Below are 23,246 nucleotides of genomic sequence, written 5' to 3'. Positions count from 1 at the left end.
ATGTCAGGGGCTGTCGTCACGGCCGCGCTTTTCGCCAACCTGGGAGGGGGAGTCAATGCGGGGGGATGGGCAAGCGGCGATCCCAGCCTCAACGCGGACGCCGTAGGGTGGGCAAAGCGAAGCGTGCCCACCAGCAGGATATGATAGAAAAACGGTGGGCACGGCGCGCAAGGGCGCGCCTTTGCCCACCCTACGAATTCGTAACCTTTGCCGCGCATGTGATCCCGCAACCTGTCCACATCGGGAATTAAACGCTACGCTGGCTGTTCTCCTTCATGAACTGATACAACCGAATCATGGGCACCGCTGCTGCATCCATCTCCGAACTCGTCCGCGGGACCAGCGTGCGGCAGGTGCGGCTCGTCTGCGGCGTGATCCTGTTCTGTTATGTGATCAGCCATTTCCTCAACCACGCGCTCGGCAATATCTCGGTCGAGGCCATGGAGGCTGGGGTCTACTACCACACCGCCTTCTGGCAATTTCTCCCCGTCTCGATCGTGTTCTACACCGCCGCGCTCACCCATATGGGGCTCGGCATCTATGCGCTGTACCAGCGCCGGCAGTTCCGCTGGCGGACGATCGAGCCGCTGCAGCTCGTGCTGGGCCTCAGCATCCCCGCACTGGTCATGGCGCACGTGGTCGGGGTGCGGCTCGGCTATACGCTGTACGATCACCAGAAGCTCTATCCGCAGGAGCTCTATCTGTTCTTCGTCGCAGCGCCCGGCCGGCTCTGGCAGATGACGATCCTGCTGCTCATTGCCTGGGTGCACGGCTGCATCGGAATCTATTTCTGGCTCCGCCTCAAGCCGTTCTTCACACGCGCCGCGCCCTATCTGCTCGCCGCCGCGGTGCTGGTCCCGACGCTGTCGCTGCTCGGCATCTACCAGGGCGGCCGCAGCGTCGCGATCGAGGCCGATGACGGGGAATGGCGGACGCACAATCTCACCCGACGCCAGGTCGGCACGGTCGCGGAAGGCAACACGCTCGATCGCATCACCGGCGCCTTCACCATCACCTATTTTGGGCTGCTTGGCCTGGCGCTGGCGGCACGCGGCGTGCGGGCCTGGCGCGAGCGGCGCGGCGGCATGATCGCGCTGTCCTACGGCAATGGCAGGACGGTGCGGGTTCCCAAGGGCCTCTCCGTGCTGGAAGCGAGCCTGCGCCATAATCTGCCGCATGCCAGCGTCTGCGGCGGCCGCGCCCGCTGCTCGACCTGCCGCATCCGTGTCATCGGCGATCATGGGGTCCTGCCCGAGCCGTCGCAGCGCGAGGCCTTCGTGCTGACCCGCGTCGGCACCAACGACCCCTCGATCAGGCTGGCCTGCCAGCTGCGGCCGACGTCGGATCTCTCCTTCTTCCAGCTGTTCACCCCGCAAACGTCGTCGGCCAACGCGCAGGCCTCGGCGCCGGCTAGGATCGGCCAGGAGCGCTATCTCGTCAGCCTGTTCGTGGACATGCGCGGCTCGACCCAGCTCGCCGAGAAGCGGCTGCCGTTCGACACCGTCTTCATCGTCAACCGCTTCCTCGGCGCGGTGTCGCAGGCCGTGATCGAGAATGGTGGCCAGCCGAACCAGTTCGTCGGCGACGGCATGCTGGCGCTGTTCGGGCTCACGGCCGATCCGCAAACCGCCTGCCGGCAGGCGCTGAAGGCTGCCAGCGGCATCGCCACGCATATCGACGAACTGAACCAGCTGTTGAGCCATGATCTGCGCCAGCCGATCCGCTTCGGCATCGGCATTCACGGCGGCGAGGTCATCATCGGCGACATCGGCTATCGCGATCACATCGTCTTCACGGCGCTGGGCGATGCCGTCAACGTCGCCGCCCGGCTGCAGGACATGACCAAGACGCTGGCCTGCGAGGCGATCGTCTCGGACGAAATCCGCAGCACGGCGGGCCTCGCCGACGATACGCTGCCGCAACAGGAGGTCGCGATCCGCGGCCGCGACGAGCCGATGGCGGTGCGGGTCGTCGCGGATGCGCGGGAGCTGACGGCGCTGGTCGATCGAACCGAGCGCGTCGCAGCGTGATTTGTGAGCGACGGAGGCGATGCGCTCCCTCCCCCGCTTGCGGGGGAGGGTTGGGGAGAGGGTGTCTCCGCAATGGGACACTCCCCTACAGGAGAAAAGCCTCACCCGCGCGCGCGACGATGCTTCGCATCGCCCGGGCGCGACCTCTCCCGCAAGCGGGAGAGGTGCAGCGAGCGCGCGGCGACATTGAGACAACCAAAATCGTCCACGTAACACCGGCGTGCTGCAACGCAGCGGCATGGGCCTGCTGCGAAAGCACGAATTGACTTCGTTCAAATCGTTGCGACAGATGAGCGCGGCTCGCGGTGATGACCACAAGCCAACGAAAAGCTCCGGGAGGGGACCAGATGTTCGATCGACGCGACCTGCTCAAACGAGCGGGGCTTGCCACACTCGCCGCCACACTGAATTCCACCAGGGCACTGGCACTCGATACCGTGACCCTGCCCTTCGCCAATGGCGAACGGCCGCTGGTGAAATATCCGCAGAAGCGAGCGATGATTGGGCTCACCAGCCGGCCGCCGCAGCTCGAGACGCCGTTCGCGATCTTCAACGACGGCCCGATCACGCCAAACAATGCGTTCTTCGTGCGCTATCACCTCTCGGACCTGCCCTACAATCTCGACCCCGACAAGTTCACGCTCGAGGTCAAGGGCAAGGTCGACAAGCCGCTGAAACTTTCGCTGAAAGACATCAGGAAGATGAAGGCGACCGAGATCGTCGCCGTCAACCAGTGCTCCGGCAACAGCCGCGGCTTCTTCGAGCCGCGCGTTGCCGGCGGCCAGCTCGCCAACGGAGCGATGGGCAATGCGCGCTGGCGCGGCGTGCCGCTGAAAGCGGTGCTGGAGATGGCCGGTGTGCAGAGCGGCGCCAAGCAGGTCACCTTCAACGGCATGGACGGGCCGGTCAGCGACAAGACGCCTGACTTCGTCAAGGCACTCGACATCGATCACGCCAGAGACGGTGAGGTGATGCTGGCCTATGGCATGAACGGCGAAGATTTGCCTTTCCTCAACGGCTTCCCGCTGCGCCTGATCGTGCCGGGCTATTACGGCACCTACTGGGTCAAGCACCTCAACGAGATCACCGTCATCGACAACGTCTATGAAGGCTTCTGGATGAAGTCGGCCTATCGCATTCCGGATACGCCTGATAACGCGATCGAGCCCGGCACTACGCCGAAGGCGACGATCCCTATCAACCGCTTCACCATCCGCTCCTTCATCACCAGCGTGCCTGATGGCGCCAAGCTGAAGGCCGGAGCTACGACCCTGCGCGGCATCGCCTTCGACGGCGGCAAGGGCATCAAGGAGGTCCAGGTCTCCACCGACGGCGGCAAGACCTGGACGAGCGCCAAGCTCGGCAAGGATCTCGGCAAATATTCGTTCCGTGAATGGAAGCTGCCGGTGAAGCTCGCGGCAGGCAGCGTTGAGCTCAAGGTGCGTGCCACCGGCAATGGCGGCGAGACGCAGCCGGATACGCCGCGCTGGAACCCGGCGGGTTATCTACGCAACGTCGTCGAAACCGTCCGCGTTACCGTGGCCTGAGGGAGAATGACCATGCAGCGCACCGTTCTCCTCGCTATCACGCTCGCCCTCGCCACCGGTCTCGGCGCCGTGACCGCGGCCCCCGTCAACTACCAGCTTCCGGACGAGGTCGCCGCATTCAAGCCCGGGCCCAATCTCGAAGTGGTCCAGGGCAATTGCAGCGCCTGCCACTCGGCCGACTACATCAAGACGCAGCCGCCGATGAAGGACAAGAAAGGCTTCTGGCAGGCCGAGGTGACCAAGATGATCAAGGTCTATGGCGCGCCGATCGACGATGCCGATGTCGGCAAGATCGTCGATTACCTGGCCGCGACGTATTGAAGGACCGGAGCGTTTTCTCTTTACCCTCCCCTGGAGGGGGAGGGTAAGGAAGAGTGGCTGCTCGCTCCTCCTGTCTACAGTACATCCGCCGCGCTCCGGCCATTTGACCGCGAAACGGGCAAAACCGGCAAAAACGCCGCGAAGTTGAGCGGAATTCGGCAAAAGGCCGATGTGGTTTGAGCTACCAAGCCGGCCACATTCCGCGTATCCTGTTAGGACCGAACCGGCCGGTTGGCGGGGACTGGCGGTTCGAGATCTCGGAGGAAGACCCGCGGAGAAGTCGTGATGGCTAAAGGTACGGTCAAGTGGTTCAACCCGACGAAGGGTTATGGATTTATCCAGCCTGCGTCGGGCGGCAAGGATGTGTTCGTGCATATCTCGGCAGTGCAGAAAGCCGGTCTGTCGTCCCTGAACGAAGGACAGACGGTGGAATACGAAGAGATCGCAAACCGGGGCAAGACCTCCGCAGAGAACCTCAAAGTATAAGCCCGCCAGCTTTTGCTGCCTCCCGGACCCTTCCGGGAGCCGGGCCAAGAAAATTTTAGAAGACGGCCAGTGCATTCGACGACAGGCGTTGCGACTGCACACAGAGAGCTATTTCCCGCGAGGACCGCTCGTTCAACGCCTCAGCAATGACAATCGCGACGGCACTTCGTCAGCCCACCGGTAACGGTGCGTCGCGCTTGATCTCCTCCATCACCGCATAGGTCCGCGTCTCGCGCACGCCCGGCATCGACAGCAGGGTCTCGCCGAGGAAGCGTCGATACGCCGCCATGTCGGCTAGCCGCGCCTTCACAAGATAGTCGAAGCCCCCGGCAACCATGTGACACTCCAGCACCTCGGGCGCGAGTTTCACCGCGCGCGCAAAACGTTCGAAATTGTCCGGCGTGGTCTTGTCGAGCAGCACCTCGACGAACACTAACAAACCGAGGCCGAGCCGATGCGGGTTGAGCCGCGCGCCATAGCCTTCGACAAAGCCCTCGCGCTGCAAGCGCTTCAGCCGTTCGCCGATCGAAGTCGGCGACAGCCCGATGCGCTCGGCAAGCTCGACATTGGCGATGCGCCCATCCTCCTGCAAAATCGAGAGGATCTTCCGGTCGATTCGATCGAGTTCCATAATTTATCAGGTCAGATCGCTTCCGATCTTCATTTTCTAAGGCAAATCGGCTAGATTGTCTATCGAACTACGGTCATGCGAGCCTTATCCTGGATTGAGCCACAGGACACGCCATGCCGAACATCCCACCGCCCTTCACCGCCGCCTATGCGCCCGATGATGCCGAGATCGCCGCGCGGCTGTTGCCGGCGTCGCATCTGTCCCCGCCACAGGAAGCCCGGATCGACCGCACTGCGACGCGGCTGATCGAGGCGATCCGCAAGCGCGACGACCGGCTCGGTGGGGTCGAGGACATGCTGCGGGAGTTTGCGCTCTCGACCAAGGAAGGGCTCGCACTGATGGTGCTGGCGGAGGCACTGCTGCGCGTGCCGGATGCGCGCACTGCCGACCAGTTCATCGAGGACAAGCTCGGCGAGGGCGACTTCATCCACCACGAGACCAAGTCCACCGCGTTCCTGGTCAACGCCTCGGCCTGGGCGCTCGGCCTGTCGGCGCGGGTGATCCAGCCCGGCGAGACGCCCGACGGCACCATCGGCCGCCTCGTCAAGCGGCTGGGCGCGCCGGCGGTGCGCACCGCCACGCGCCAGGCGATGCGGCTGATGGGCAATCATTTCGTGCTGGGCGAGACCATCGAGCAGGCGCTGGAGCGGGGCAAGCCGCGCTCCGGCCAGAAGCCGCGCTATTCCTTCGACATGCTCGGCGAAGGCGCGCGCACGGCGGCGGATGCCAAGCGTTACTTCGATGCCTATGCGAGTGCGATCGAGACGATCGGCAAGGCTGCGGGTCCCCATCCCCTGCCCGACAGGCCCGGCATCTCGGTCAAGCTCTCGGCACTGCATCCGCGCTTCGAGGCGATCAGCCACGAGCGCGTGATGGCCGAACTGGTGCCGCTGCTGCTCGATCTCGCGCAGCGCGCCAAGGCACATGACCTCAACTTCACCGTCGATGCCGAGGAGGCCGACCGGCTGGAGCTGTCGCTCGACGTGATCGCGGCAACGCTCGCCGATCCCTCGCTGGCCGGCTGGGACGGATTTGGCCTCGCAATCCAAGCCTATCAGAAGCGCGCCAGCGCGGTGATCGACTATGCCGACGCGCTCGCCCGCGCGCATGACCGCAGGCTGATGGTGCGGCTGGTCAAGGGCGCCTATTGGGACACCGAGATCAAGCGCGCGCAGGAACGCGGGCTCGACGGGTATCCCGTGTTCACGCGCAAGGCGATGACGGATCTGAACTACGTCGCCTGCGCGACGAAGCTTTTGAGCTTGCGGCCGCGCATCTTCCCGCAATTCGCTACCCACAATGCGCTGACGGTCGCGACCGTGCTGGAACTCGCCGGAAAGAGCGGCGGGTTCGAATTCCAGCGCCTGCACGGCATGGGCGAAGCGCTGTACGAGCAGCTTGCCAAGGATCATCCCGAGACTGCCTACCGCACCTATGCCCCGGTCGGCAGCCATCGGGACCTGCTCGCCTATCTGGTGCGGCGTCTGCTGGAGAACGGCGCCAACTCCTCGTTCGTGGCGCAGGCCGCGGATTATCGCGTGCCTGTTACGGCGCTGTTGCAGCGTCCGGCGGACGCCATCGTCCGGCCGCAAGCGGCGGCGCATCCGAAAATCCCGTTGCCGGCCGATCTTTTCGCGCCGGAGCGGCGCAATTCGCGCGGCGTCGAATTCGGCGCGCGCGTCGCGCTCGATCATTTGCTCGCTGACGTCAAAGCGGAAGCGACCGATCTCGAGCCGATTGCGGACGCCACTCCGGATCAAGCCAATGCGGCGGTGGCCGCGGTACGCGCTGGCTTCGCCGCCTGGAGCCGGACGCCGGCGGCCACGCGCGCGGCGGCGCTGGAGCAAGCCGCGCATCTCCTGGAGAGCCGCAGCGCCCGCTTCATCGCGCTGCTGCAAAGCGAGGGCGGCAAGACGCTCGACGATTCGCTGTCGGAGCTGCGCGAGGCCGCCGATTTCTGCCGCTATTATGCTGCGCAAGGCCGCAAGCTGTTTGGCGGTGATGCCGCGATGCCGGGCCCGACCGGTGAGAGCAACGCGCTCGCGATGCGCGGCCGCGGCGTCTTCGTCGCGATCTCGCCGTGGAATTTTCCGCTGGCGATCTTCCTCGGCCAGGTCACGGCGGCGCTGATGGCTGGCAACAGCGTTGTGGCAAAGCCCGCCGAGCAGACCCCGCGCATCGCGCGCGAGGCTGTCGCCCTGCTGCACGAAGCCGGCATCCCGAAAGATGCGCTGCATCTCGTTGTCGGCGACGGCCGCATCGGTGCCGCCCTGACCGCGCACGCCGATATCGCCGGCGTCGTCTTCACCGGCTCGACCGAGGTCGCCCGCAGCATCAACCGGACGCTCGCCGCCAAGGATGGGCCGATCGTGCCGCTGATCGCGGAGACCGGCGGCATCAATGCCATGATCGCGGATGCAACCGCGCTGCCCGAGCAGGTCGCCGACGACGTCGTCACCTCGGCGTTCCGCTCCGCCGGCCAGCGTTGCTCGGCGCTGCGGCTCTTGTTCGTGCAGGAGGACGTCGCCGACCGCATGATCGAGATGATCGCGGGCGCCGCGCGCGAGTTGAAAATCGGCGATCCCTGTGACGCCGCGACCCATGTCGGCCCTGTGATCGACGCGGAGGCCAAGCAGCGCCTCGTTGCCCATATTGCGCGGATGAAGAGTGAGGCGAAGCTGCATTTTGCAGGCACGGCGCCGCGAGGCTGCTTCGTGGCACCGCACATCTTCGAGCTCAGGGACGCCGGCCAGCTCACCGAGGAGGTGTTCGGCCCGATCCTCCACGTCGTGCGCTACCGTGCCGAAAATCTTGAACGCGTGCTGCAGGCGATCGAGCGCTCCGGCTACGGGCTCACCCTCGGCGTCCATTCCCGCATCGACGACACCATCGAAGCCATCATCGACCGCGTGCAGGTCGGCAACATCTACGTCAACCGCAACATGATCGGCGCCGTCGTCGGCGTGCAGCCGTTCGGCGGCAACGGCCTGTCCGGAACCGGCCCCAAGGCCGGCGGCCCGCACTACCTCGCCCGCTTCGCGACCGAGCAGACCGTGACGATCAACACCGCCGCGGCGGGCGGCAACGCGGCGTTGCTTGCGGGGGAGGAGTGAGCGGCAAGTCCGGATTCGGATCTCACAGTATCGCAATAGCAGTTCCGTCATCCTGAGGCGCGAGTGGCGCAATGCCAGGCATCGCGCCGGGAGCCTCGAAGGATGAACGGCCCCGATACAGCCGGGCCGTCGCCCTTCGAGGGCCGCTGAAGAAGCGGCCACCTCAGGGTGACGGGGATGGAATTAGCGCCCACCGGACGCACGCCGACCGCCGCAATGGGCCCTGCGCCGGGCGCCGTTGCATCCCGGCAAAACATCAGTCTAATTGCTCCATCACCTGCCCGCGCCAATTCCAGCGCGCGGGAAACGACAAGAGCGAGGGAGCAACGCCGCGATGGAAAAAGGCATTTTTGCGGGCCTGAAGGTTTTGGACTGCGCGAGCTTTATCGCAGCGCCCGCGGCCGCGACCGTGCTGTCGGATTTCGGCGCCGATGTCATCAAGATCGAACCGCCCGGCGCCGGCGATCCCTACCGCAATCTGCCGAACCTGCCTGGCTATCCCACCGGCGAGCACAATTTCGCCTGGCTGCTGGAGGCCCGCAACAAGAAGAGCATCGCGCTCGACCTCGCCAAGCCGGAAGCGCAGGCCGTACTCTACAAGCTGGTCGCAGAGGCCGACGTCTTCATCACCAACATGCCGCCGCCGGTGCGCGCCAAGCTCGGCATCACCCACGATCACCTCGCTCATCTCAACGACCGGCTGATCTACGCCTCCTTCACCGGCTATGGCGAGAAGGGCGAAGAGGCCAACAAGCCCGGCTTCGACAGCAACGCCTATTGGGCGCGCTCCGGCCTGATGGACCTGGTCCGCGCCGACACCGACACCACGCCGGCCCGCTCGGTCGCCGGCATGGGCGACCATCCCTGCGCGATGGCGTTCTACGGCGCCATCGTCACCGCGCTCTATCAGCGCGAGAAGACCGGCAAGGGCTCGCACGTCGCCTCCAATCTGATGGCGAACGGGGTGTGGGCCGCGAGCGTGCTGGCGCAGGCAAAGCTCTGCGGCGCCAAGTTCGGCGAGCGGCGTCCGCGCGAGCGCGCGCTGAACGCTGTCGCCAACCACTATCAATGCAAGGACGGCCGCTGGCTGATCCTGTCGCTGCTGAGCGAAGAGAAGCAGTTTCCGACACTGGCGAAGTGCCTGGGGCGCGAAGACCTCATCACCGATCCGCGCTTCGCCACCAAACCCGACCGTCACGCCCGCTCGGTGGAGCTGATCAAGATCTTCGACGAGACCTTCGCGACCAGGGATCTGGCCGAATGGCGCAAGATTCTCGACGGCAACGGCCTCGTGTTCGGCGTCGTCGCCATCCTGGACGACATCCCCAACGACAAGCAGATGCTCGACAACGAGGTGCTGGTGCCGTTCGAGAACGACACCATGCTCACCATCTCCAGCCCGATCTGGATCGACGGCACCAAGAAGGTCCAGCCGCGCAAGCCGCCCGTCGTGGGCGAGCACAGTGACGAGATTTTGCGCGAGGCGGGATACGACGAAGCGGCGATCAAGCAGCTGCGCGGATCGGGGGCGGTGGGGTAGGAGCGCGCTAGCGCTACATACTCGCAATGACGATGCCGGGCGATCTCGCTATAAGCTACCGGCAAGACAACGCCGCGAGGTCCCATGCCCGGCTACCGCCTGCACTACTTCCCCGAATCCGGCAACAGCTACAAGCTGGCGCTGATGCTGACGCTTTGCGGCGAGAGGTTCGAGCCGGTCTGGACCGATTTCGGCGGCGGCGTCACGCGCACGGCGGAATGGCGCAAGGCCGTCAACGAGATGGGCGAGATTCCCGTGCTCGAAGTCGACGGCGTGAAGATGACGCAGACCGCGCCGCTGCTCTTGAAGCTCGCCGAGCAATATGGGCGTTTCGGTGCCGACACGGAGGACGAGAAGTTCGAGCTGCTGCGCTGGCTGTTCTGGGACAACCACAAGCTCACCGGCTACATGGCGACCTATCGCTTCATGCGCGCCTTCACCGAGAAGAACGATCCGCAGGTGCTGAAGCACTTTCGCCGCCGGCTCGAGGACTTCCTTGGCATCCTCGACGGACATCTCCAGCACAACGAATTCGCGATCGGCGCAAAGCCGACGGTCGCCGATATCTCGATGATGGCCTATCTGCATTATCCGAGCGATGAGCACGGCTTCGATTTCGCCACGAGCCATCCGGCCATCCACGCCTGGCTCGGCCGCATGGCCGCGCTACCTGGCTGGAAGCCGGCGTACGAGCTGCTGCCGGGCAAGCGGATGACGAATTACGCGAAGTGAAGACTCCTTCTTTCCCCTCTCCCCGCACGCGGGGAGAGGCGAAGGGAAACTACCTCAACGACAGCCAGCCGAGCGTGAACAGGATGCCGCCGACGATCACGGCCACCGCGATCGTCCAGATGCTGACGCGGGCGCTGCCGGTGACCTGCTTGACTTCCTCATTGCGCGCAATCTCGCGATTGCGCTCCTTGTTGGCGTCGCCAGTATTCGTCATGAATCATCCAAATCGCTTTGTCGTTTTGCGCATGATCTTGTCGGAAAACCGCTACACACTTTTCCGGATCATGCGCTAACGCGTCTTGATGAAGCACATGCCGATGCGGCGCGAGGCCGCGGCGGCCTGACAGGTGAGACCGTTAGCACAGCTCCATGACGTAAAACTCTCATCTCGCGTTCCCGATCCCGCCTCCTGCAGGGAACAATGCGCGCCCCAGCCGTCCTGATACTCGCTCCCGGCGAGCTCCCGGCTGCCGCGGGTCTGCGGCCGGCTGGCAAATCCGCGGGAGAAATCAGGGCGTTTGCCCGCGGCGAATGCGGTCAGGATGTCGCGGCGGCGAGGCTGGTCGCCGAGAAAGTGTGGCGAGGCCGGCACGATGGCGGAATTCGACGGCTTGTCCGCCAGCCAATCGACGCCCGGAAAGTGAAAGCCGCCGATGCCGCGGGTCTGGTGGCAGCCCGAGCAGGTGACGTCGTTGAGACGGCGCTGGAAGCCCGCGACCGAGCGGATGTTCTGCATGTCGCCGCGCGTTGCCGCCTGCTTCAGCGCACCGACCACGTCGTTGTCGGTGAAGACCGCTTTGCCCTCCCCTTCAGCCTGCATCATGCCGAACTCCGGCTGCAGCACTGATGCATCGAGGCCGGCCGGCGTCGGCACCACCGCACTCCTGGCCAGGAATTTCTCGGGGATCAGCACGGTGCCACGATCGAACTCGCGAAGATGTTCGGGTGCGAGCAGCCAATCCTTGAAGTCGCGCCGAAGCGCATCGTCAGCCACGATCCGGTCGCGGTCGATCTGGTTCTCCAGCGTCGATTCCTCGAAGGCCTTCGTGGCGGAATTGTACTTGAACACCTTGAGCAGATAGTCGGAGCGGAAATCATGCAGCGCCGACTTCGCCGCGACCGAGAGCTGGATGTTGGTCTCGATGCGATCGAGCATGGCGTCGTCCCGGCTGCCGATCAGCTCCTGCCAATTGCCGTTGTCGAGCCAGCGCCGCGCGAGTTCAGCGCAGCTGATCGGCTTGCCGTTCGCGTCCGTCTGGCGCACATCCCGTGCCTTCATCACCAGATTGAGCGTCATCGGCAGCCGCGTCGCGGTTGTGCCGTCGAAACGCGCCAGCCGATAGAGCAGCCGGATCTCGCCGCAGGACTCCTCCGAGGCGTAGGCGCGGTCCATGCGGTTGACGATGCCGGCCAGCACGAAGCGCGTGTCGCGGGAATTCAGCACGGCCCGATCGAACAGCTGCACGTCAAAGCCCTCGCCGACGCCGATGGTCTCGCTCGGATAGGCCGCCTTTTGCCCTTTGATGTGGCGGTCGACCTCCGCATCGATCGCCGGCGGAATGTCCTTGAGCTGCGGCAGCTCTGAAAACAGCAGGTCGGTCGTCAGCGAAGCATCCGCCTTGCGCTCCGGCGCCAACAGGCGCTGGAGCGTGAGAGCGTCACCCTCATCGAGCCTGCGCAGGAGATCGGGATCGGTGATGGCGGTGCCGCGCGTCAGCGGCGCGGTCTCCGCGGCCGATAGCGCGGCGGTGCCGCCAAACAAGACGGCGGCAGCAAGGAGAATTCGCAACGCGCGGCTCATGCCTGAGGTAACACCGCGGCGGTCCGCCTATTCAAGCAAAAAGGCGCTTCACATGGTGGTGAAGCGCCTTTCGAAAGTCGTATCTGGGCCGCTCAGCGCGCGACGATCAGGCCCTTGCTGGTGACCACCACCCAGCGGCCGTCCTGGCGACGGATCGCATCGACGCGGCCGAGGCCGGGAATGGGATCGCCGGGATAGACCTCGTAAAGCCCGTCGCGGCCCTCGATCAGCGCACCGCCATTGGCGGCGTTGCGCAGCCGCCAGCCTTCGACCGTGGGCAGGCGGCCGACCTCGGTCTTGGGCGCGGCTGCCACTGGGGCCGGTGCGGCCGCGGCGGTCGCAACCTGGGTCGGCGCGATCGAGCCGGTGGTCTCCTTGGGCACCGCTGCTGCGGCCTGCGCGGGGGCGGCGGGCGGCGTGGCGCGGAGCTTGTCGACGGTCTCGGACAATTTTGCGATTTTGGCCATCGGCTCGGCCTGCGCCTTCTCGAGCTTGTCGAGGCGGTCGTTGGCCCGATTGAACTGGGTGACGCCGGTTTTCGAGCTGTGCTCGACGTTAGCCTTCAGTGCGACGAGGTCGGCATCGATCCGGGCGACCGAAGCATCCAGCGCGCTGGTGTCGGTGACCTGCACCGGCGCCTGGGCCGGGGCGGCGAAATGCATCATGCCCGCGGTCGCGAGCGCGCCGCTGATGGCGCCGACGCTCGCCGCGATCGCCACCACCGCGGCCATCGCCGACAGGCGGCGCTTGCTGCCGGTCTCGCGCGGCTCCTCCGCCTTCACATGCGGGGCAAAATCCTCACGGTCCCAGGAGCGTTCCGACGGCGCCATGACGATCAGCTTGCCGGGCTTTGGCTCGGGCTTGGCTTCGGCTTTGGCTTCGAGCTTCGGCACCTCGATCCGCGACGCCTCGATCTTCGGCGGCTCGACCTTCACCGGATCAGGTTTGGGCGGCGCCTCATGGTCCGGGGCAATCGAGGGAGCCTCGATCCCAGCGGCCTCGACGGCCTGCGGCGCGGTCGCAGCAGCCTCGACGACGCCGGTGTCCTGGGCAGCCTGCTCGGGCATTGGTTCGCTCACGGCTCAAATACTCCAGTCTGGGTTGACCTTTTGGTAACTTTCATTGCTTGCGAAATCCTTACCTGCGGACCCGCTTACCGAAATTTTAGGAAGTTATCCGGGGCCGAATTTGGCCGGGAAAGTGGAACCGGTGTGGCGGGCGTGAAACAAATTGTAATCGGGTGAAGATGAACGGCCGCGGAATGAGCGCCTCTGTAGCTACCGTCATCCTGAGGTGCGAGGCTTGCGATGCGATGCATCGCAAGTGGAGCCTCGAAGGATGAACGGCCGAGCTGCAGCAGCCGGGCCGTCGCCCTTCGAGGCTCGCCGAAGAGGCGAGCACCTCAGGGTGACGGTGCGAGAGTTGACCTAGCTCCTCGTCACATCACGACCGGCGCATCCGGCAGCTCGTTCGCATGCGATGCGCCGGGCGGAAAATGCCGCGCCAGTTCGCGCGACACCGCCGTGATGCCGGCGATGACGCCGCGCTCGAACTGGCCGGAGCCGAACTCGGCCTCCATCGCGCGGCAGATGCTTTCCCATCCTTCGGCACCAACCTTCGCGTGGATGCCGCGGTCGGCCACGATCTCGACGTCACGGTCGGCGAGCAGGAGATAGATCAGGACACCGTTGTTGTGTGCGGTGTCCCAGATGCGCTGATGCGCGAACACGTCGAGGGCGCGCTCGCGGGCCGGCTGGTTGCGGAACAGCGGCGCGCCGTCGAGTGCGCCTTCGACCACGAAGCGGACCTGGCCGGAATGGGTGGTCTCGCCCTGCTTGATCGCCTGCTCGATGCGGGCGAGCACGGCCGGCGGAAAGATCTGCCTTGCGCGCCAATGATGCTGCACGAGATGTCTGGCAATGCGCTTGATGCTCATGACCGCTACCAGCTCCCCGAGGCGCCGCCGCCGCCGAAACTGCCGCCACCGCCGCTGAAGCTGCCGCTGTCACTGGAAGACGACCCGCTGCTCCAGCCACCCGACGAAGAGCCGCTCGACCACGAGCCGCCGCGCGAACGGCCAGTGCCCGGCGCGATCGCCGAAAACAGATCGGCGACGAATCCGATGACGAAGCCGAGGACTCCGACAGCGATGGCGAGCGCGAAGGAGCCGAGAATGAGCCAGGTCAGCCCTGCGATGATGCCGCCGGTCACCAGGGATCCGAGCAGCCGCCCCAGCATGGCCCGGAAGAACCCGCCGACCCCGATCGAGGCGAACAGCGTCACGATGAATACCGGCGCGAGGTCGTCCAGATGACCGAAGCTCACCGTGGGTGACGGAACCGGCAGCGGCTCGCCGTCGATGACCCGGATCATGCGATCGACGCCATCCGAGATGCCGCCGCCGAAATCGCCTGCCCGGAATTTCGGTGTAATGATCTCATCGATGATCCGCCGCGAGGTGACGTCGGTGAGCGCGCCTTCGAGGCCATAGCCGACCTCGATGCGCAAATGCCGGTCATTCTTGGCGACGACGAGGATCGCGCCGTCGTCGACCTTCTTGCGACCGATCTTCCAGGCCTCCGCAACGCGGATCGAGAATTGCTCGATCGTCTCCGGCTGCGTGGTCGGCACGATCAGGACGGCGATCTGGCTGCCCTTGCGCGTCTCGAAGTCGCGCAACCTTTGCGACAACGCGGCAACGTTGCTGATGGACAGCGTCCCGGTCTGGTCGACCACGCGGCCGGTGAGCTCGGGGATGGCGACGTCGGCTGAGGCGGGGAGCGCGAAGGCGAGGACGAGCGTCGCAACGAAAACCGCGCGCCGCACACTCAGTGTCATCGCCCGGCTTGCCGTCTTCGCTGACGCTTCGCCGGCCCAATACCGCTGTGCCCGGCGAAGCCCTTGGCGTAGCCGGGACCGGGCGATCCAGTATTCCAGAGACGCCAGAGGCCTACGGAGAGGCCGCGGCGTACTGGATTCCCCGCTTTCGCGGGGAATGACGGCGGTGGGTGGAGCTAGGCGCATTCGCAAAACGGCGCGCGCTTACTTCGACGGCGCCGGCGCCGGGTTGAAGTCGACCTTCGGCGCGGTCGAGATTTCCTTCTCGTTTGCGACCGAGAAGTTCGGCTTCTCCTTGTAGCCGAACATCATCGCGGTGAGGTTGCTCGGGAACGAGCGGATGGTGACGTTATAATCCTGCACCGCCTTGATGTAACGGTTGCGCGCCACCGTGATGCGGTTCTCGGTGCCCTCGAGCTGCGACATCAAATCCTTGAACAGTGCGTCCGACTTGAGCTGCGGGTAGTTCTCGGTGACGACCAGCAGCCGCGACAGCGCGCTGGAGAGCTCGCCCTGCGCGGCCTGGAACTTCTGGAAGGCGGCTGGATCGTTCAGCACCTCGGGCGTCGCCTGGATGCTGCCGACCTTGGCGCGCGCATTGGTGACGCCCAGCAGCACATCCTTCTCCTGCTGGGCAAAGCCCTTCACCGAGTTGACGAGATTGGGCACGAGATCGGCGCGGCGCTGATACTGGTTCACGACCTCGGACCAGTTGGACTTGATCTGCTCGTCCTCGCTCTGGATCGCGTTGTAGCCGCAATTGGTGAGACTCAGCGAGGCCAGCGCCGCCAGCACGGTCAGGATCTTGCGCATTAAATTTCTCCCGGTGGAATCCTGTAACTCAATATCAGATAGCGATAACGCGGTACCAGCTTTTCGGGTTCATTCCGGGGCGCGAAGCGAGCTATGGTGCGCCCTTGCGCACCTGAAAATCTCGAGATTCCAAGTCTGGTCCTCCGGACCATCCCGGAATGACTGCGCCGGATGAGCGCACCTCAGCCGACTGACGCAAGCCTCTTGCCTATCCCTGACCGACATAGTCAACTCGACGAAACGATAAGACAGAACACCGGGGGAAACGCGATGACCTCGTTCGAGACCATCCTCGTGGAGAGGCCGGATCCGGCGATCACCCGGATCGTGATGAACCGGCCAGAAGCGCGTAACGCGCAGAACCTGCAAATGACCTACGACCTGAACGCCGCCTTCGACGCGGCGGTGCAGGACGATACGGTCAAGGTGATCATCCTCGCCGGCAACGGTCCGCACTTCTCCTCCGGCCATGATCTGCGTCCCGGCGGCAAGAATGCCGCCGGCGTCGATTTTCCACCGATCGGAAATTGGGGCGGCTTTGCCGAGCCGAATGCCCATGGCCGCTTCGCGCGCGAGCAGGAAATCTATCTCCAGATCACCCGGCGCTGGCGCAATCTCGCAAAACCGACCATTGCCGAGGTGCACGGCAAGTGTATCGCCGGCGGGCTGATGCTGGCCTGGGCCTGTGACCTCATCATGGCCAGCGACGATGCGCAGTTCTGCGATCCCGTGGTGACCATGGGCGTCTGCGGCGTCGAATGGTTCGTGCATCCCTGGGAGCTCGGCGCGCGCAAGGCCAAGGAATTCCTGTTCACCGCCGACAATTGGAGCGCCGAGGTGGCGCAGCAGCTTGGCATGGTCAATCAGGTCGTACCGCGCGCAGAGCTATCTGCGCGCACGCTGGAGCTGGCGCGCAGGATTGCGGCAAAGCCGGCCTTCGCGCTGAAGATGACCAAAGAAGCGGTGAACCGCTCGGTCGACGTGATGGGCCAGCCTGCCGCAATCGACCAGGCTTTTGCGCTGCATCAGCTCTGCCATGCCCACAACCTTCAGGAGTTCGGCATGATCGTCGATCCCTCGGGCCTGCATCCCTCCGTGCGCAAGCCGCCGGCGGCCGCGGAGTAATTGCGATGGATCTCAATCTCAGCGACGAACAAAGGCTGCTGCGCGAGAGCGCGGAGCGCTTCGTGGCCGGAAGCTACGATGCCGATCACCGCCGCAAGATGGCGAACGATCCGCTCGGCTTTAGCCCGGCGGTGTGGAAGCAGTTCGCCGAGCTCGGCTGGCTGGCGTTGCCGCTTCCCGAACAGTTCGGCGGCCTCGGCGGCGGCGCGGTCGAGATCGGCATCCTGATGGAGGCGTTCGGCCGTGGGCTGGTATCGGAGCCCTATGTCGCGACCGTGGTGCTGGGAGCCGCACTGATCGCCAGATGCGGCACCAATGAGCAGAAGCAGGAGAGCCTGCCGAAGATCGCGGACGGATCCTTGAAGCTTGCGTTTGCGCATTCCGAGCGCGCGGCGAGGTTCGATCTCGCCAGGGTCGCAACCGCCGCCGACCGGACCGCACAGGGCTGGCGCCTTGCCGGCAGCAAGATCGCCGTGCTCGACGGCCATGCCGCCGATGAGATCATCGTCTCCGCGCACATTCATGATCATCAGAGGCCTTCGGGACGGACCGGCCTGTTCCTCGTGCCCGCGACGACGCCTGGCCTCGTCGTCAGCGACTTTCCGCGCCTCGGCGGCGGGCGCGCCTGCAACCTCGAGCTATGCGACGTGCATCTGCCCGAGGACGCCCTGCTCGGCGACGGTCACGACGCACTGCCGGCCATCGAATGGGCTGTCGACTGCGCCATGGCTGCGCTCGGTGCGGAAGCCGTCGGCATCATGCAGACGCTGCTGGACACCACGCTCGAATACACCAAGATCCGAAAGCAGTTCGGACGGCCGCTGTCGGCCAACCAGGTGATCCGCCATCGCCTCGCCGACATGGCGATGCAGGTCGACGAGGCGCGCTCGATGGCACTGCGCGCTGCGCTCAAGGCAGATGCCGCGCCAGTCGAGCGGGCACGGGCCGCGTCCGGCGCCAAAGCCAAGATCGGCAAATGCGCGCGCTTCGTCGGCGAGCAGTCGATCCAGCTCCACGGCGGCATGGGCGTCACCGAGGAGCTCGAGGTCGGCGCGTATTTCAAACGCCTCGTCGCCTTCGACACGCTGTTCGGCGGCAGCGCGCACCACTATGCCCGTCACGCCGAACTTGGCCGCAAGGCCTGATACCGGGAGAGCCTCATGGACCTGTCGTTCAATGCCGAGGAGCGCGCCTTCCAGGACGAGGTACGCAGCTTCATTGCCAAGAATCTCACCGAGGAGATGAAGCGCGCGACCGCGCTGACGCCCTCGGTGTTCTCCGACCCTGATATCGGCATGGCCTGGCAGCGCGCGCTACACAGGCAGGGCTGGGGCGCACCGGGCTGGCCGGTCGAACATGGCGGACCGGCCTGGACGCCGGCGCAGCGCTGGATCTTCGAGACGGAGTCCGCGCGGGCAGGCGTGCCCAATGTGAATGTCATGGGCGTGAAGATGGTTGGCCCCGTCATCATCGGCTTCGGCTCGCCCGAGCAGAAGAACTTCTACCTGCCGCGGATTCTCTCCGGCGAGGATTATTGGTGCCAGGGCTATTCCGAGCCGGGCTCCGGCTCCGACCTCTCTTCGCTGAAGACGCGCGCGGTTCGCGACGGCGACGACTACATCATCAACGGCACAAAAATCTGGACCACGCATGCGCATCACGCCAATCGCATGTTCGCGCTGGTGCGCACCAGCGACGGGCCGCGGCAGCAGGACGGCATCAGCTTCATCCTGATCGACATGAAGACGCCTGGCATCACCACGCGTCCCATCCTCACCATCGGCGGCGACCACGAGGTCAACCAGGTGTTCTTCGACGACGTCCGCGTGCCCGTGGCCAACCGGGTCGGCGAGGAAGGCAAGGGCTGGACCTACGGCAAATATCTGCTCGAGTTCGAGCGCGGCTCGGGCATCGCCTCGGCCAAGCTGCGCGAGGGCTTGAAGGCGATCGCCGACCTCGCCGAGTCCGACCTGACCGGCCGCGCCATCGACAGTCCCGATATCGCCGCGCGCATCTCGGAGGTGGAAGTCGATATCGACGCGCTTGAAATGACCGAGCTGCGCGTGCTCTCCGCGCTGCAGACCGGACAAAACCCCGGCGCGGTGTCGTCGATCCTGAAGCTGCGCAACAGCGAAATCCGCCAGGCCGTGACGCGGCTCGGCGTCGACGTCATCGGCCACGACGCCCTTGCCGTCGAGCCGATGCGCCCGCTCTACAAGCTCAACCACGAGCCGCCGACGCCGGAGGAGATGCTGACAATGGTGCCGGAATATCTCAACGGCCGCGCCTACACCATCTTCGGCGGCACCTCGGAGATCCAGCGCGACATTATTGCGAAGATGATGCTGGGGATTTGAGATCTAGGACTTCAGCTCGAATTGGCGCGGCATCCTCCGCTGTCGTCCCCGCGAAGGCGGGGACCCATCACCACAGGGAGATGTGGTTGCGGGGACTCGGAGTTACCAGTTTTGCGCCAAACTCCTCCCTGTGGTGATGGGTCCCGGATCGGCGCGCGCTTGGGCGCGCTTGTCCGGGACGACAGCGGAGTGTGTGGCAGCAGCTAGCGCAATAACTCGACGCTAACCCGCCGCCTTCGCATCCCTGATCGCCTGCCAGATCTTCTGCGGTGTCAGCGGCGTATTGAGCTGGGTGACGCCGAGCTCGGCGAGCGCGTCCATCACGCCGTTGGTGACGCAGGGCGGGCCGCCGATGGCGCCGGACTCGCCGCAGCCCTTGGCCCCGAGCGGATTGGTGCGGCAGGGCGCGGAATCATCCAGCGTCACCACGATCGGCGGCACGTCGTCGGCGCGCGGGATGCAATAGTCCTGATAGCTCGCGGTGAGGAGCTGGCCGTCCGCATCATACGAGACGCCTTCATACAGCGCCTGACCGATGCCCTGCGCGACGCCGCCATGGATCTGCCCCGTCACCAGCATCGGGTTCACGGCGACCCCGACATCGTCGACCGTGGTGTAGCGCACGACCTTGGAGACGCCGGTTTCGGGATCGATCTCGACCTCGCAGATATGCGTGCCGTTCGGCCAGCTCGGACCATCGACCTCGCCCTCGGAATCGACGCTGAGCTTGGCGCCGCTCTCCTTTTCGGCGATGTCGAACAGGCTGATACGGCGGTCGGTGCCGACCACGGTCAGCATGCCGCCCTGATATTCGATGTCCTCGACCGAGGTCTCCAGCACGTTCGCCGCCTTCTCGCGCGCCTTCTGGATCAGATCGTTGGAGGAGACCGCGACCGCCGTGCCGCCGACGAACAACGAGCGCGAGCCGACGCTGCCAAAGCCCATCGCGAGATCGGTGTCGCCTTGCACGACATCGATCTTGTCCATGGCAATGCCGAGCGTGTCGGAGATCATCTGGGTGTAGGTGGTCTGCAGCCCCTGCCCCATCGCCATGGTGCCGGAATGCAGCACGACGCGCCCTTGAGAGGTCGCGTGCAGGCTGACCTTCTCGGTGTGGGCGCGGCCGCCGGTCCATTCGATGTAGGAGGTGAGCCCGCGGCCGTAGAGCAGGCCCTTCTTCTTCGCCGCCTTCTTGCGCGCGGCAAAGCCGTCCCAGTCGGCCAGCTTCACGGCGCGGTCGAGCATGTGCGCGAAGGCGCCGGAATCGTAAACCTGGCCCGCCGCATTGGTATAAGGCAGCTGCGCCGGCTTGATGTAGTTGGCTTTGCGGATCGCGCGCAGATCGATGCCGATCTTTCGCGCGGCGGCGTCGAACAGGCGCTCGACGATGAAGACCGCTTCGGGCCGGCCGGCGCCGCGATAGGCACCGACGGGCGCGGTGTGGGTCATCACTGACTTCACCTCGAAATGTACCAGCGGCAGGTCGTAGACGCCAGTCTGCACGAACGGGCCGAGCACCAGCGGGATGATGTTCGCCGCGCCCGAGGAATAGGCGCCGGTGCAGCCGATCGACTTGACGCGATAGGCCAGCACCTTGCCCTTCTCGTCCAGCGCAAAGGAGGCAGTCGAAGTGAGATCGCGGCCGTGGGTGCCACCGACGAATTCGTCGGTGCGATCGCCGCGCCAGCGGATCTTCTTGCTCAGCTTGGTCGCGGCGTAAGCGACGATGCCGTCCTCGGGATAGAGGTTGGTCTTCTGGCCAAAGCCGCCGCCGATATCGCCGACCAGCACACGCACACTGTCCTTGGGACGCTTCAGCACGGCCTCGGCGAGCACGTCGCGGGTCGAGGCCGGGGTCTGCGACTGCACATGCAGCAGCAGGCGGCCGGTCTTCTTGTCGATCTCGGCAATGGTCGAGCGCGGCTCCATCGCCGACGGCACGAGGCGCTGGCTGACGAGGTCGAGCTCGACGGTGTGCGCGGCCTTGGCGAACGCCTCGTCCACCTTGGCGGCATCGCCGTAAGCCATCGCACCGACGATGTTGTCGGGCGCCTCCGGCCACACCACGGGCGCGCCGGGCTTGACGGCCTCGACAGGGTCGACCACCGCAGGCTGCACGTCATACTCGACCACGATCGCCTCGGCCGCGCTCTGCGCCTCGACGCGGGACGAAGCCACAACGGCCGCCACGGCCTCGCCGGCGTAGCGGACGACCTCATGGGCGAGCAGCCGGCGCGGCGGCACCGTCATCGGCTTACCGTCGGGGCGCTTGAAGATGCTCAGCGTCGGGATGCTGCCGACATCGTCCTTGACGAGGTCGGCGCCGGTGTAGATCGCGGCAACGCCCGGCATCGCGGCGGCCGCGCTGGTGTCGATCGAGACGATGTTGGCGTGGGCATGCGGCGAGCGCAGCACGTACAACCACAGGGCGCCGTCGCCTGGCTTGTCGTCGATGAATTGCCCCTTCCCGGTCAGCAGCCGCTGGTCTTCCAAACGCTTGACGGGCTGCCCCGCTCCGAAACGCAAATTGCCGGGAAGAATGTTCATTCCGTGGGGTCCTCGAAATCCGCAAAAACGACCGCGGCGGTTTTAACCGATTTTGCGCGCCAGACAACCGAGCCGCGACACATCTGCAATGCGCGTCAGCCACCCTTGCGGGCGGGGAATTCGCCGTCAGGAACGCTCGATATCGATGATGCCTACATTGACGTCGCGGCTGTCCGAGCCGCGTTTGACCGTGAGGCGAACGGTCTTGCCCGCTCCGGCCTGCTCGAGCGCATCGGTCAAATCGGAGAGGCGCCGCACCGGCTTCCCTTCCACCGCGGTGATGATGTCTCCGACCGCTCCCGTCGAAAAGTTGACGCCGCGAATCCCCGCCCGCTCGGCGGGGCTGCCGGGGGCCGTCCTCACCACGATGACGCCTTCGACGCCAAGCCGCGTCGACACATCCTCGCCGGCGGCGACGATGCCGATGCCGGGCGTCGGCACGCGGCCGTTGCGGATGAGCTCGGGGACAATCCGGTTCACGACATCGACCGGCACGGCGAAGCCGATGCCGGCATTCGAGCCGGACGGCGATATGATCGCCGTAGTCACGCCGATCAGCCGGCCGGCGGAGTCCAGCAGCGGCCCGCCTGAATTGCCCGGATTGATCGCAGCATCGGTCTGGATGACGTTGGCGATCTCCCGGCCGCCATGGGTTGGAAGCCGGCGCTTGAGCGCGCTGATGATGCCAGAGGTCATCGATTGATCGAGCCCGAAGGGGTTGCCGATCGCAAAGGCGGATTGGCCGACCTTCAGGTCGTTCGAACTGCCGAGCGCCACCGGCTGCGGGAGCTCGCGCACGCTGCGGATCCTCAGCACCGCGAGGTCGTAATTGGGCGCCGTGCCGACGAGGTCGACCTGCGCGACTTCACCTGAGGCGAAGCGCACCGCGATCTCGCCACCATTGGCCACGACGTGATTGTTCGTCACGAGATGGCCCTCGCGGTCCCAGACGAATCCCGTGCCGGACGCGCCGCCGCCCTGGCCTTCCTCGCCCATGAGCGGACTCGCCGCCGATTTCACCGCCACCTGAACGACCGAGGGCGACACGCGTTCAAAGATGTCGATGGTCGCCTTTTCGCCATCGGACAGCGGGCCGCGCTGCTCGACGGCGCGTGCGGAGGGCGCCGCCCATGGGGCATAGGAGACCGGGACATGCAGGATTTTCGCGGCCGTGACGGCGAGCAGCAGGGCGGCGAAGGCTGCCGCGGCAATCGCGTAGCGACGATTCATGGGTGATCACCGTGTCTTGTGCTGAATGCGGGCTCTGAGATGCACATTGCATGGACAGAAATCGCTCACGCGGCAACGTCGCAAACGCTCGGAAGTTTCTCGATTGCGCAGGTTGGGACTTTTGGGGCTCCCGCA

The 23,246-nt window shown here is 65.4% G+C and carries 19 protein-coding genes; 10 read left to right on the top strand and 9 right to left on the bottom strand.

Features of this window, described 5'->3' with window-relative positions:
• Positions 1-296 precede the first annotated feature (296 nt).
• From BM190_RS27670 to BM190_RS27650, 4 genes are all read left to right on the top strand, one after another.
• Complete coding sequence (locus BM190_RS27670) at positions 297-2,030, top strand: adenylate/guanylate cyclase domain-containing protein (protein ID WP_092260733.1); 1,734 nt, start codon at positions 297-299, stop codon at positions 2,028-2,030.
• A gap of 347 nt (positions 2,031-2,377) precedes the next feature.
• The gene (sorA, locus tag BM190_RS27660) at positions 2,378-3,577 is read left to right on the top strand and encodes a SorA family sulfite dehydrogenase catalytic subunit (RefSeq protein WP_092260729.1); all 1,200 of its coding nucleotides are present in this window, start codon (positions 2,378-2,380) and stop codon (positions 3,575-3,577) included.
• 12 nt (positions 3,578-3,589) lie between these two features.
• Entirely contained in the window at positions 3,590-3,898 is a 309-nt protein-coding gene (gene sorB, locus BM190_RS27655) for a SorB family sulfite dehydrogenase c-type cytochrome subunit (RefSeq protein ID WP_026201815.1), read from the top strand.
• Between the two features lie 285 nt (positions 3,899-4,183).
• On the top strand, positions 4,184-4,384 hold the full coding sequence (locus BM190_RS27650; protein ID WP_008134691.1) for a cold-shock protein: 201 nt from the start codon (positions 4,184-4,186) through the stop codon (positions 4,382-4,384).
• Positions 4,385-4,553: 169 nt separating this feature from the next.
• Here BM190_RS27650 and BM190_RS27645 read toward each other — a convergent pair whose 3' ends face one another.
• Positions 4,554-5,015 (bottom strand): Lrp/AsnC ligand binding domain-containing protein, encoded by a 462-nt coding sequence (locus BM190_RS27645; protein ID WP_018317238.1) that lies wholly within the window; start codon positions 5,013-5,015, stop codon positions 4,554-4,556.
• A 113-nt stretch (positions 5,016-5,128) separates the two neighbouring features.
• Here BM190_RS27645 and putA point away from each other — a divergent pair, with 113 nt between their 5' ends.
• The 3 genes from putA to BM190_RS27630 all read left to right on the top strand — a co-directional run bounded on the left by putA (position 5,129) and on the right by BM190_RS27630 (position 10,400).
• A complete protein-coding gene (gene putA / locus BM190_RS27640; protein WP_092260727.1) occupies positions 5,129-8,128 on the top strand; it encodes a bifunctional proline dehydrogenase/L-glutamate gamma-semialdehyde dehydrogenase PutA in 3,000 nt (999 codons plus the stop codon).
• Between the two features lie 334 nt (positions 8,129-8,462).
• Positions 8,463-9,668, top strand: coding sequence for a CaiB/BaiF CoA transferase family protein (locus BM190_RS27635; protein WP_092260725.1), 1,206 nt, complete (start codon positions 8,463-8,465; stop codon positions 9,666-9,668).
• Positions 9,669-9,752: 84 nt separating this feature from the next.
• Positions 9,753-10,400: a glutathione S-transferase family protein gene (locus BM190_RS27630; RefSeq protein ID WP_092260723.1), complete on the top strand. Its 648-nt coding sequence runs from the start codon at positions 9,753-9,755 to the stop codon at positions 10,398-10,400.
• Between the two features lie 49 nt (positions 10,401-10,449).
• Here BM190_RS27630 and BM190_RS40695 read toward each other — a convergent pair whose 3' ends face one another.
• The 6 genes from BM190_RS40695 to BM190_RS27600 all read right to left on the bottom strand — a co-directional run bounded on the left by BM190_RS40695 (position 10,450) and on the right by BM190_RS27600 (position 15,852).
• Positions 10,450-10,614: a hypothetical protein gene (locus tag BM190_RS40695; protein WP_177237316.1), complete on the bottom strand. Its 165-nt coding sequence runs from the start codon at positions 10,612-10,614 to the stop codon at positions 10,450-10,452.
• Positions 10,615-10,689: 75 nt separating this feature from the next.
• A complete protein-coding gene (locus BM190_RS27625) occupies positions 10,690-12,201 on the bottom strand; it encodes a hypothetical protein (protein WP_092260721.1) in 1,512 nt (503 codons plus the stop codon).
• Between the two features lie 92 nt (positions 12,202-12,293).
• Positions 12,294-13,268, bottom strand: a complete 975-nt coding sequence (locus BM190_RS27620; RefSeq protein WP_177237324.1) for a hypothetical protein — start codon at positions 13,266-13,268, stop codon at positions 12,294-12,296.
• A gap of 371 nt (positions 13,269-13,639) precedes the next feature.
• A complete protein-coding gene (locus BM190_RS27615; protein WP_092260717.1) occupies positions 13,640-14,137 on the bottom strand; it encodes a TPM domain-containing protein in 498 nt (165 codons plus the stop codon).
• A 5-nt stretch (positions 14,138-14,142) separates the two neighbouring features.
• Positions 14,143-15,039, bottom strand: coding sequence for a TPM domain-containing protein (locus tag BM190_RS27610; protein ID WP_177237315.1), 897 nt, complete (start codon positions 15,037-15,039; stop codon positions 14,143-14,145).
• A gap of 204 nt (positions 15,040-15,243) precedes the next feature.
• Positions 15,244-15,852, bottom strand: coding sequence for a LemA family protein (locus tag BM190_RS27600; protein ID WP_018317247.1), 609 nt, complete (start codon positions 15,850-15,852; stop codon positions 15,244-15,246).
• Positions 15,853-16,122: 270 nt separating this feature from the next.
• Between BM190_RS27600 and BM190_RS27595 the strand changes: the two genes are divergently transcribed.
• Genes BM190_RS27595 through BM190_RS27585 form a run of 3 tightly spaced genes read left to right on the top strand, consistent with a single transcriptional unit; the run spans position 16,123 to position 19,334 of the window.
• A complete protein-coding gene (locus BM190_RS27595) occupies positions 16,123-16,977 on the top strand; it encodes an enoyl-CoA hydratase (RefSeq protein WP_092260713.1) in 855 nt (284 codons plus the stop codon).
• 5 nt (positions 16,978-16,982) lie between these two features.
• Positions 16,983-18,122, top strand: coding sequence for an acyl-CoA dehydrogenase family protein (locus BM190_RS27590; RefSeq protein ID WP_092260711.1), 1,140 nt, complete (start codon positions 16,983-16,985; stop codon positions 18,120-18,122).
• 15 nt (positions 18,123-18,137) lie between these two features.
• Positions 18,138-19,334 carry an acyl-CoA dehydrogenase family protein gene (locus tag BM190_RS27585; RefSeq protein WP_018317250.1) on the top strand — a complete coding sequence of 399 codons (1,197 nt, stop codon included), beginning with the start codon at positions 18,138-18,140 and terminating at the stop codon, positions 19,332-19,334.
• Positions 19,335-19,556: 222 nt separating this feature from the next.
• Here the strand turns inward: BM190_RS27585 and BM190_RS27580 are convergent, their stop codons facing one another.
• Both BM190_RS27580 and BM190_RS27575 read right to left on the bottom strand, forming a co-directional pair.
• A complete protein-coding gene (locus tag BM190_RS27580; RefSeq protein ID WP_092260708.1) occupies positions 19,557-21,881 on the bottom strand; it encodes a xanthine dehydrogenase family protein molybdopterin-binding subunit in 2,325 nt (774 codons plus the stop codon).
• Between the two features lie 126 nt (positions 21,882-22,007).
• A complete protein-coding gene (locus BM190_RS27575) occupies positions 22,008-23,111 on the bottom strand; it encodes a S1C family serine protease (protein ID WP_018317252.1) in 1,104 nt (367 codons plus the stop codon).
• Positions 23,112-23,246: the final 135 nt, after the last annotated feature.

It is taken from the genome of Bradyrhizobium sp. Rc3b, assembly GCF_900114915.1.
Lineage (GTDB): Bacteria > Pseudomonadota > Alphaproteobacteria > Rhizobiales > Xanthobacteraceae > Bradyrhizobium.
The sequence above is the reverse complement of the archived record's forward strand: the minus strand, read 5'-3'. Positions and strand labels throughout refer to the sequence as shown.

Bases quoted from the DNA above. Each gene is read 5' to 3' on its own strand.
- BM190_RS27670 (WP_092260733.1), top strand. From the start codon at position 297: ATGGGCACCGCTGCTGCATCCATCTCCGAACTCGTCCGCGGGACCAGC.
- sorA (WP_092260729.1), top strand. From the start codon at position 2,378: ATGTTCGATCGACGCGACCTGCTCAAACGAGCGGGGCTTGCCACACTC.
- sorB (WP_026201815.1), top strand. From the start codon at position 3,590: ATGCAGCGCACCGTTCTCCTCGCTATCACGCTCGCCCTCGCCACCGGT.
- BM190_RS27650 (WP_008134691.1), top strand. From the start codon at position 4,184: ATGGCTAAAGGTACGGTCAAGTGGTTCAACCCGACGAAGGGTTATGGA.
- BM190_RS27645 (WP_018317238.1), bottom strand. From the start codon at position 5,015: ATGGAACTCGATCGAATCGACCGGAAGATCCTCTCGATTTTGCAGGAG.
- putA (WP_092260727.1), top strand. From the start codon at position 5,129: ATGCCGAACATCCCACCGCCCTTCACCGCCGCCTATGCGCCCGATGAT.
- BM190_RS27635 (WP_092260725.1), top strand. From the start codon at position 8,463: ATGGAAAAAGGCATTTTTGCGGGCCTGAAGGTTTTGGACTGCGCGAGC.
- BM190_RS27630 (WP_092260723.1), top strand. From the start codon at position 9,753: ATGCCCGGCTACCGCCTGCACTACTTCCCCGAATCCGGCAACAGCTAC.
- BM190_RS40695 (WP_177237316.1), bottom strand. From the start codon at position 10,614: ATGACGAATACTGGCGACGCCAACAAGGAGCGCAATCGCGAGATTGCG.
- BM190_RS27625 (WP_092260721.1), bottom strand. From the start codon at position 12,201: ATGAGCCGCGCGTTGCGAATTCTCCTTGCTGCCGCCGTCTTGTTTGGC.
- BM190_RS27620 (WP_177237324.1), bottom strand. From the start codon at position 13,268: ATGCCCGAGCAGGCTGCCCAGGACACCGGCGTCGTCGAGGCTGCTGCG.
- BM190_RS27615 (WP_092260717.1), bottom strand. From the start codon at position 14,137: ATGAGCATCAAGCGCATTGCCAGACATCTCGTGCAGCATCATTGGCGC.
- BM190_RS27610 (WP_177237315.1), bottom strand. From the start codon at position 15,039: ATGACACTGAGTGTGCGGCGCGCGGTTTTCGTTGCGACGCTCGTCCTC.
- BM190_RS27600 (WP_018317247.1), bottom strand. From the start codon at position 15,852: ATGCGCAAGATCCTGACCGTGCTGGCGGCGCTGGCCTCGCTGAGTCTC.
- BM190_RS27595 (WP_092260713.1), top strand. From the start codon at position 16,123: ATGACCTCGTTCGAGACCATCCTCGTGGAGAGGCCGGATCCGGCGATC.
- BM190_RS27590 (WP_092260711.1), top strand. From the start codon at position 16,983: ATGGATCTCAATCTCAGCGACGAACAAAGGCTGCTGCGCGAGAGCGCG.
- BM190_RS27585 (WP_018317250.1), top strand. From the start codon at position 18,138: ATGGACCTGTCGTTCAATGCCGAGGAGCGCGCCTTCCAGGACGAGGTA.
- BM190_RS27580 (WP_092260708.1), bottom strand. From the start codon at position 21,881: ATGAACATTCTTCCCGGCAATTTGCGTTTCGGAGCGGGGCAGCCCGTC.
- BM190_RS27575 (WP_018317252.1), bottom strand. From the start codon at position 23,111: ATGAATCGTCGCTACGCGATTGCCGCGGCAGCCTTCGCCGCCCTGCTG.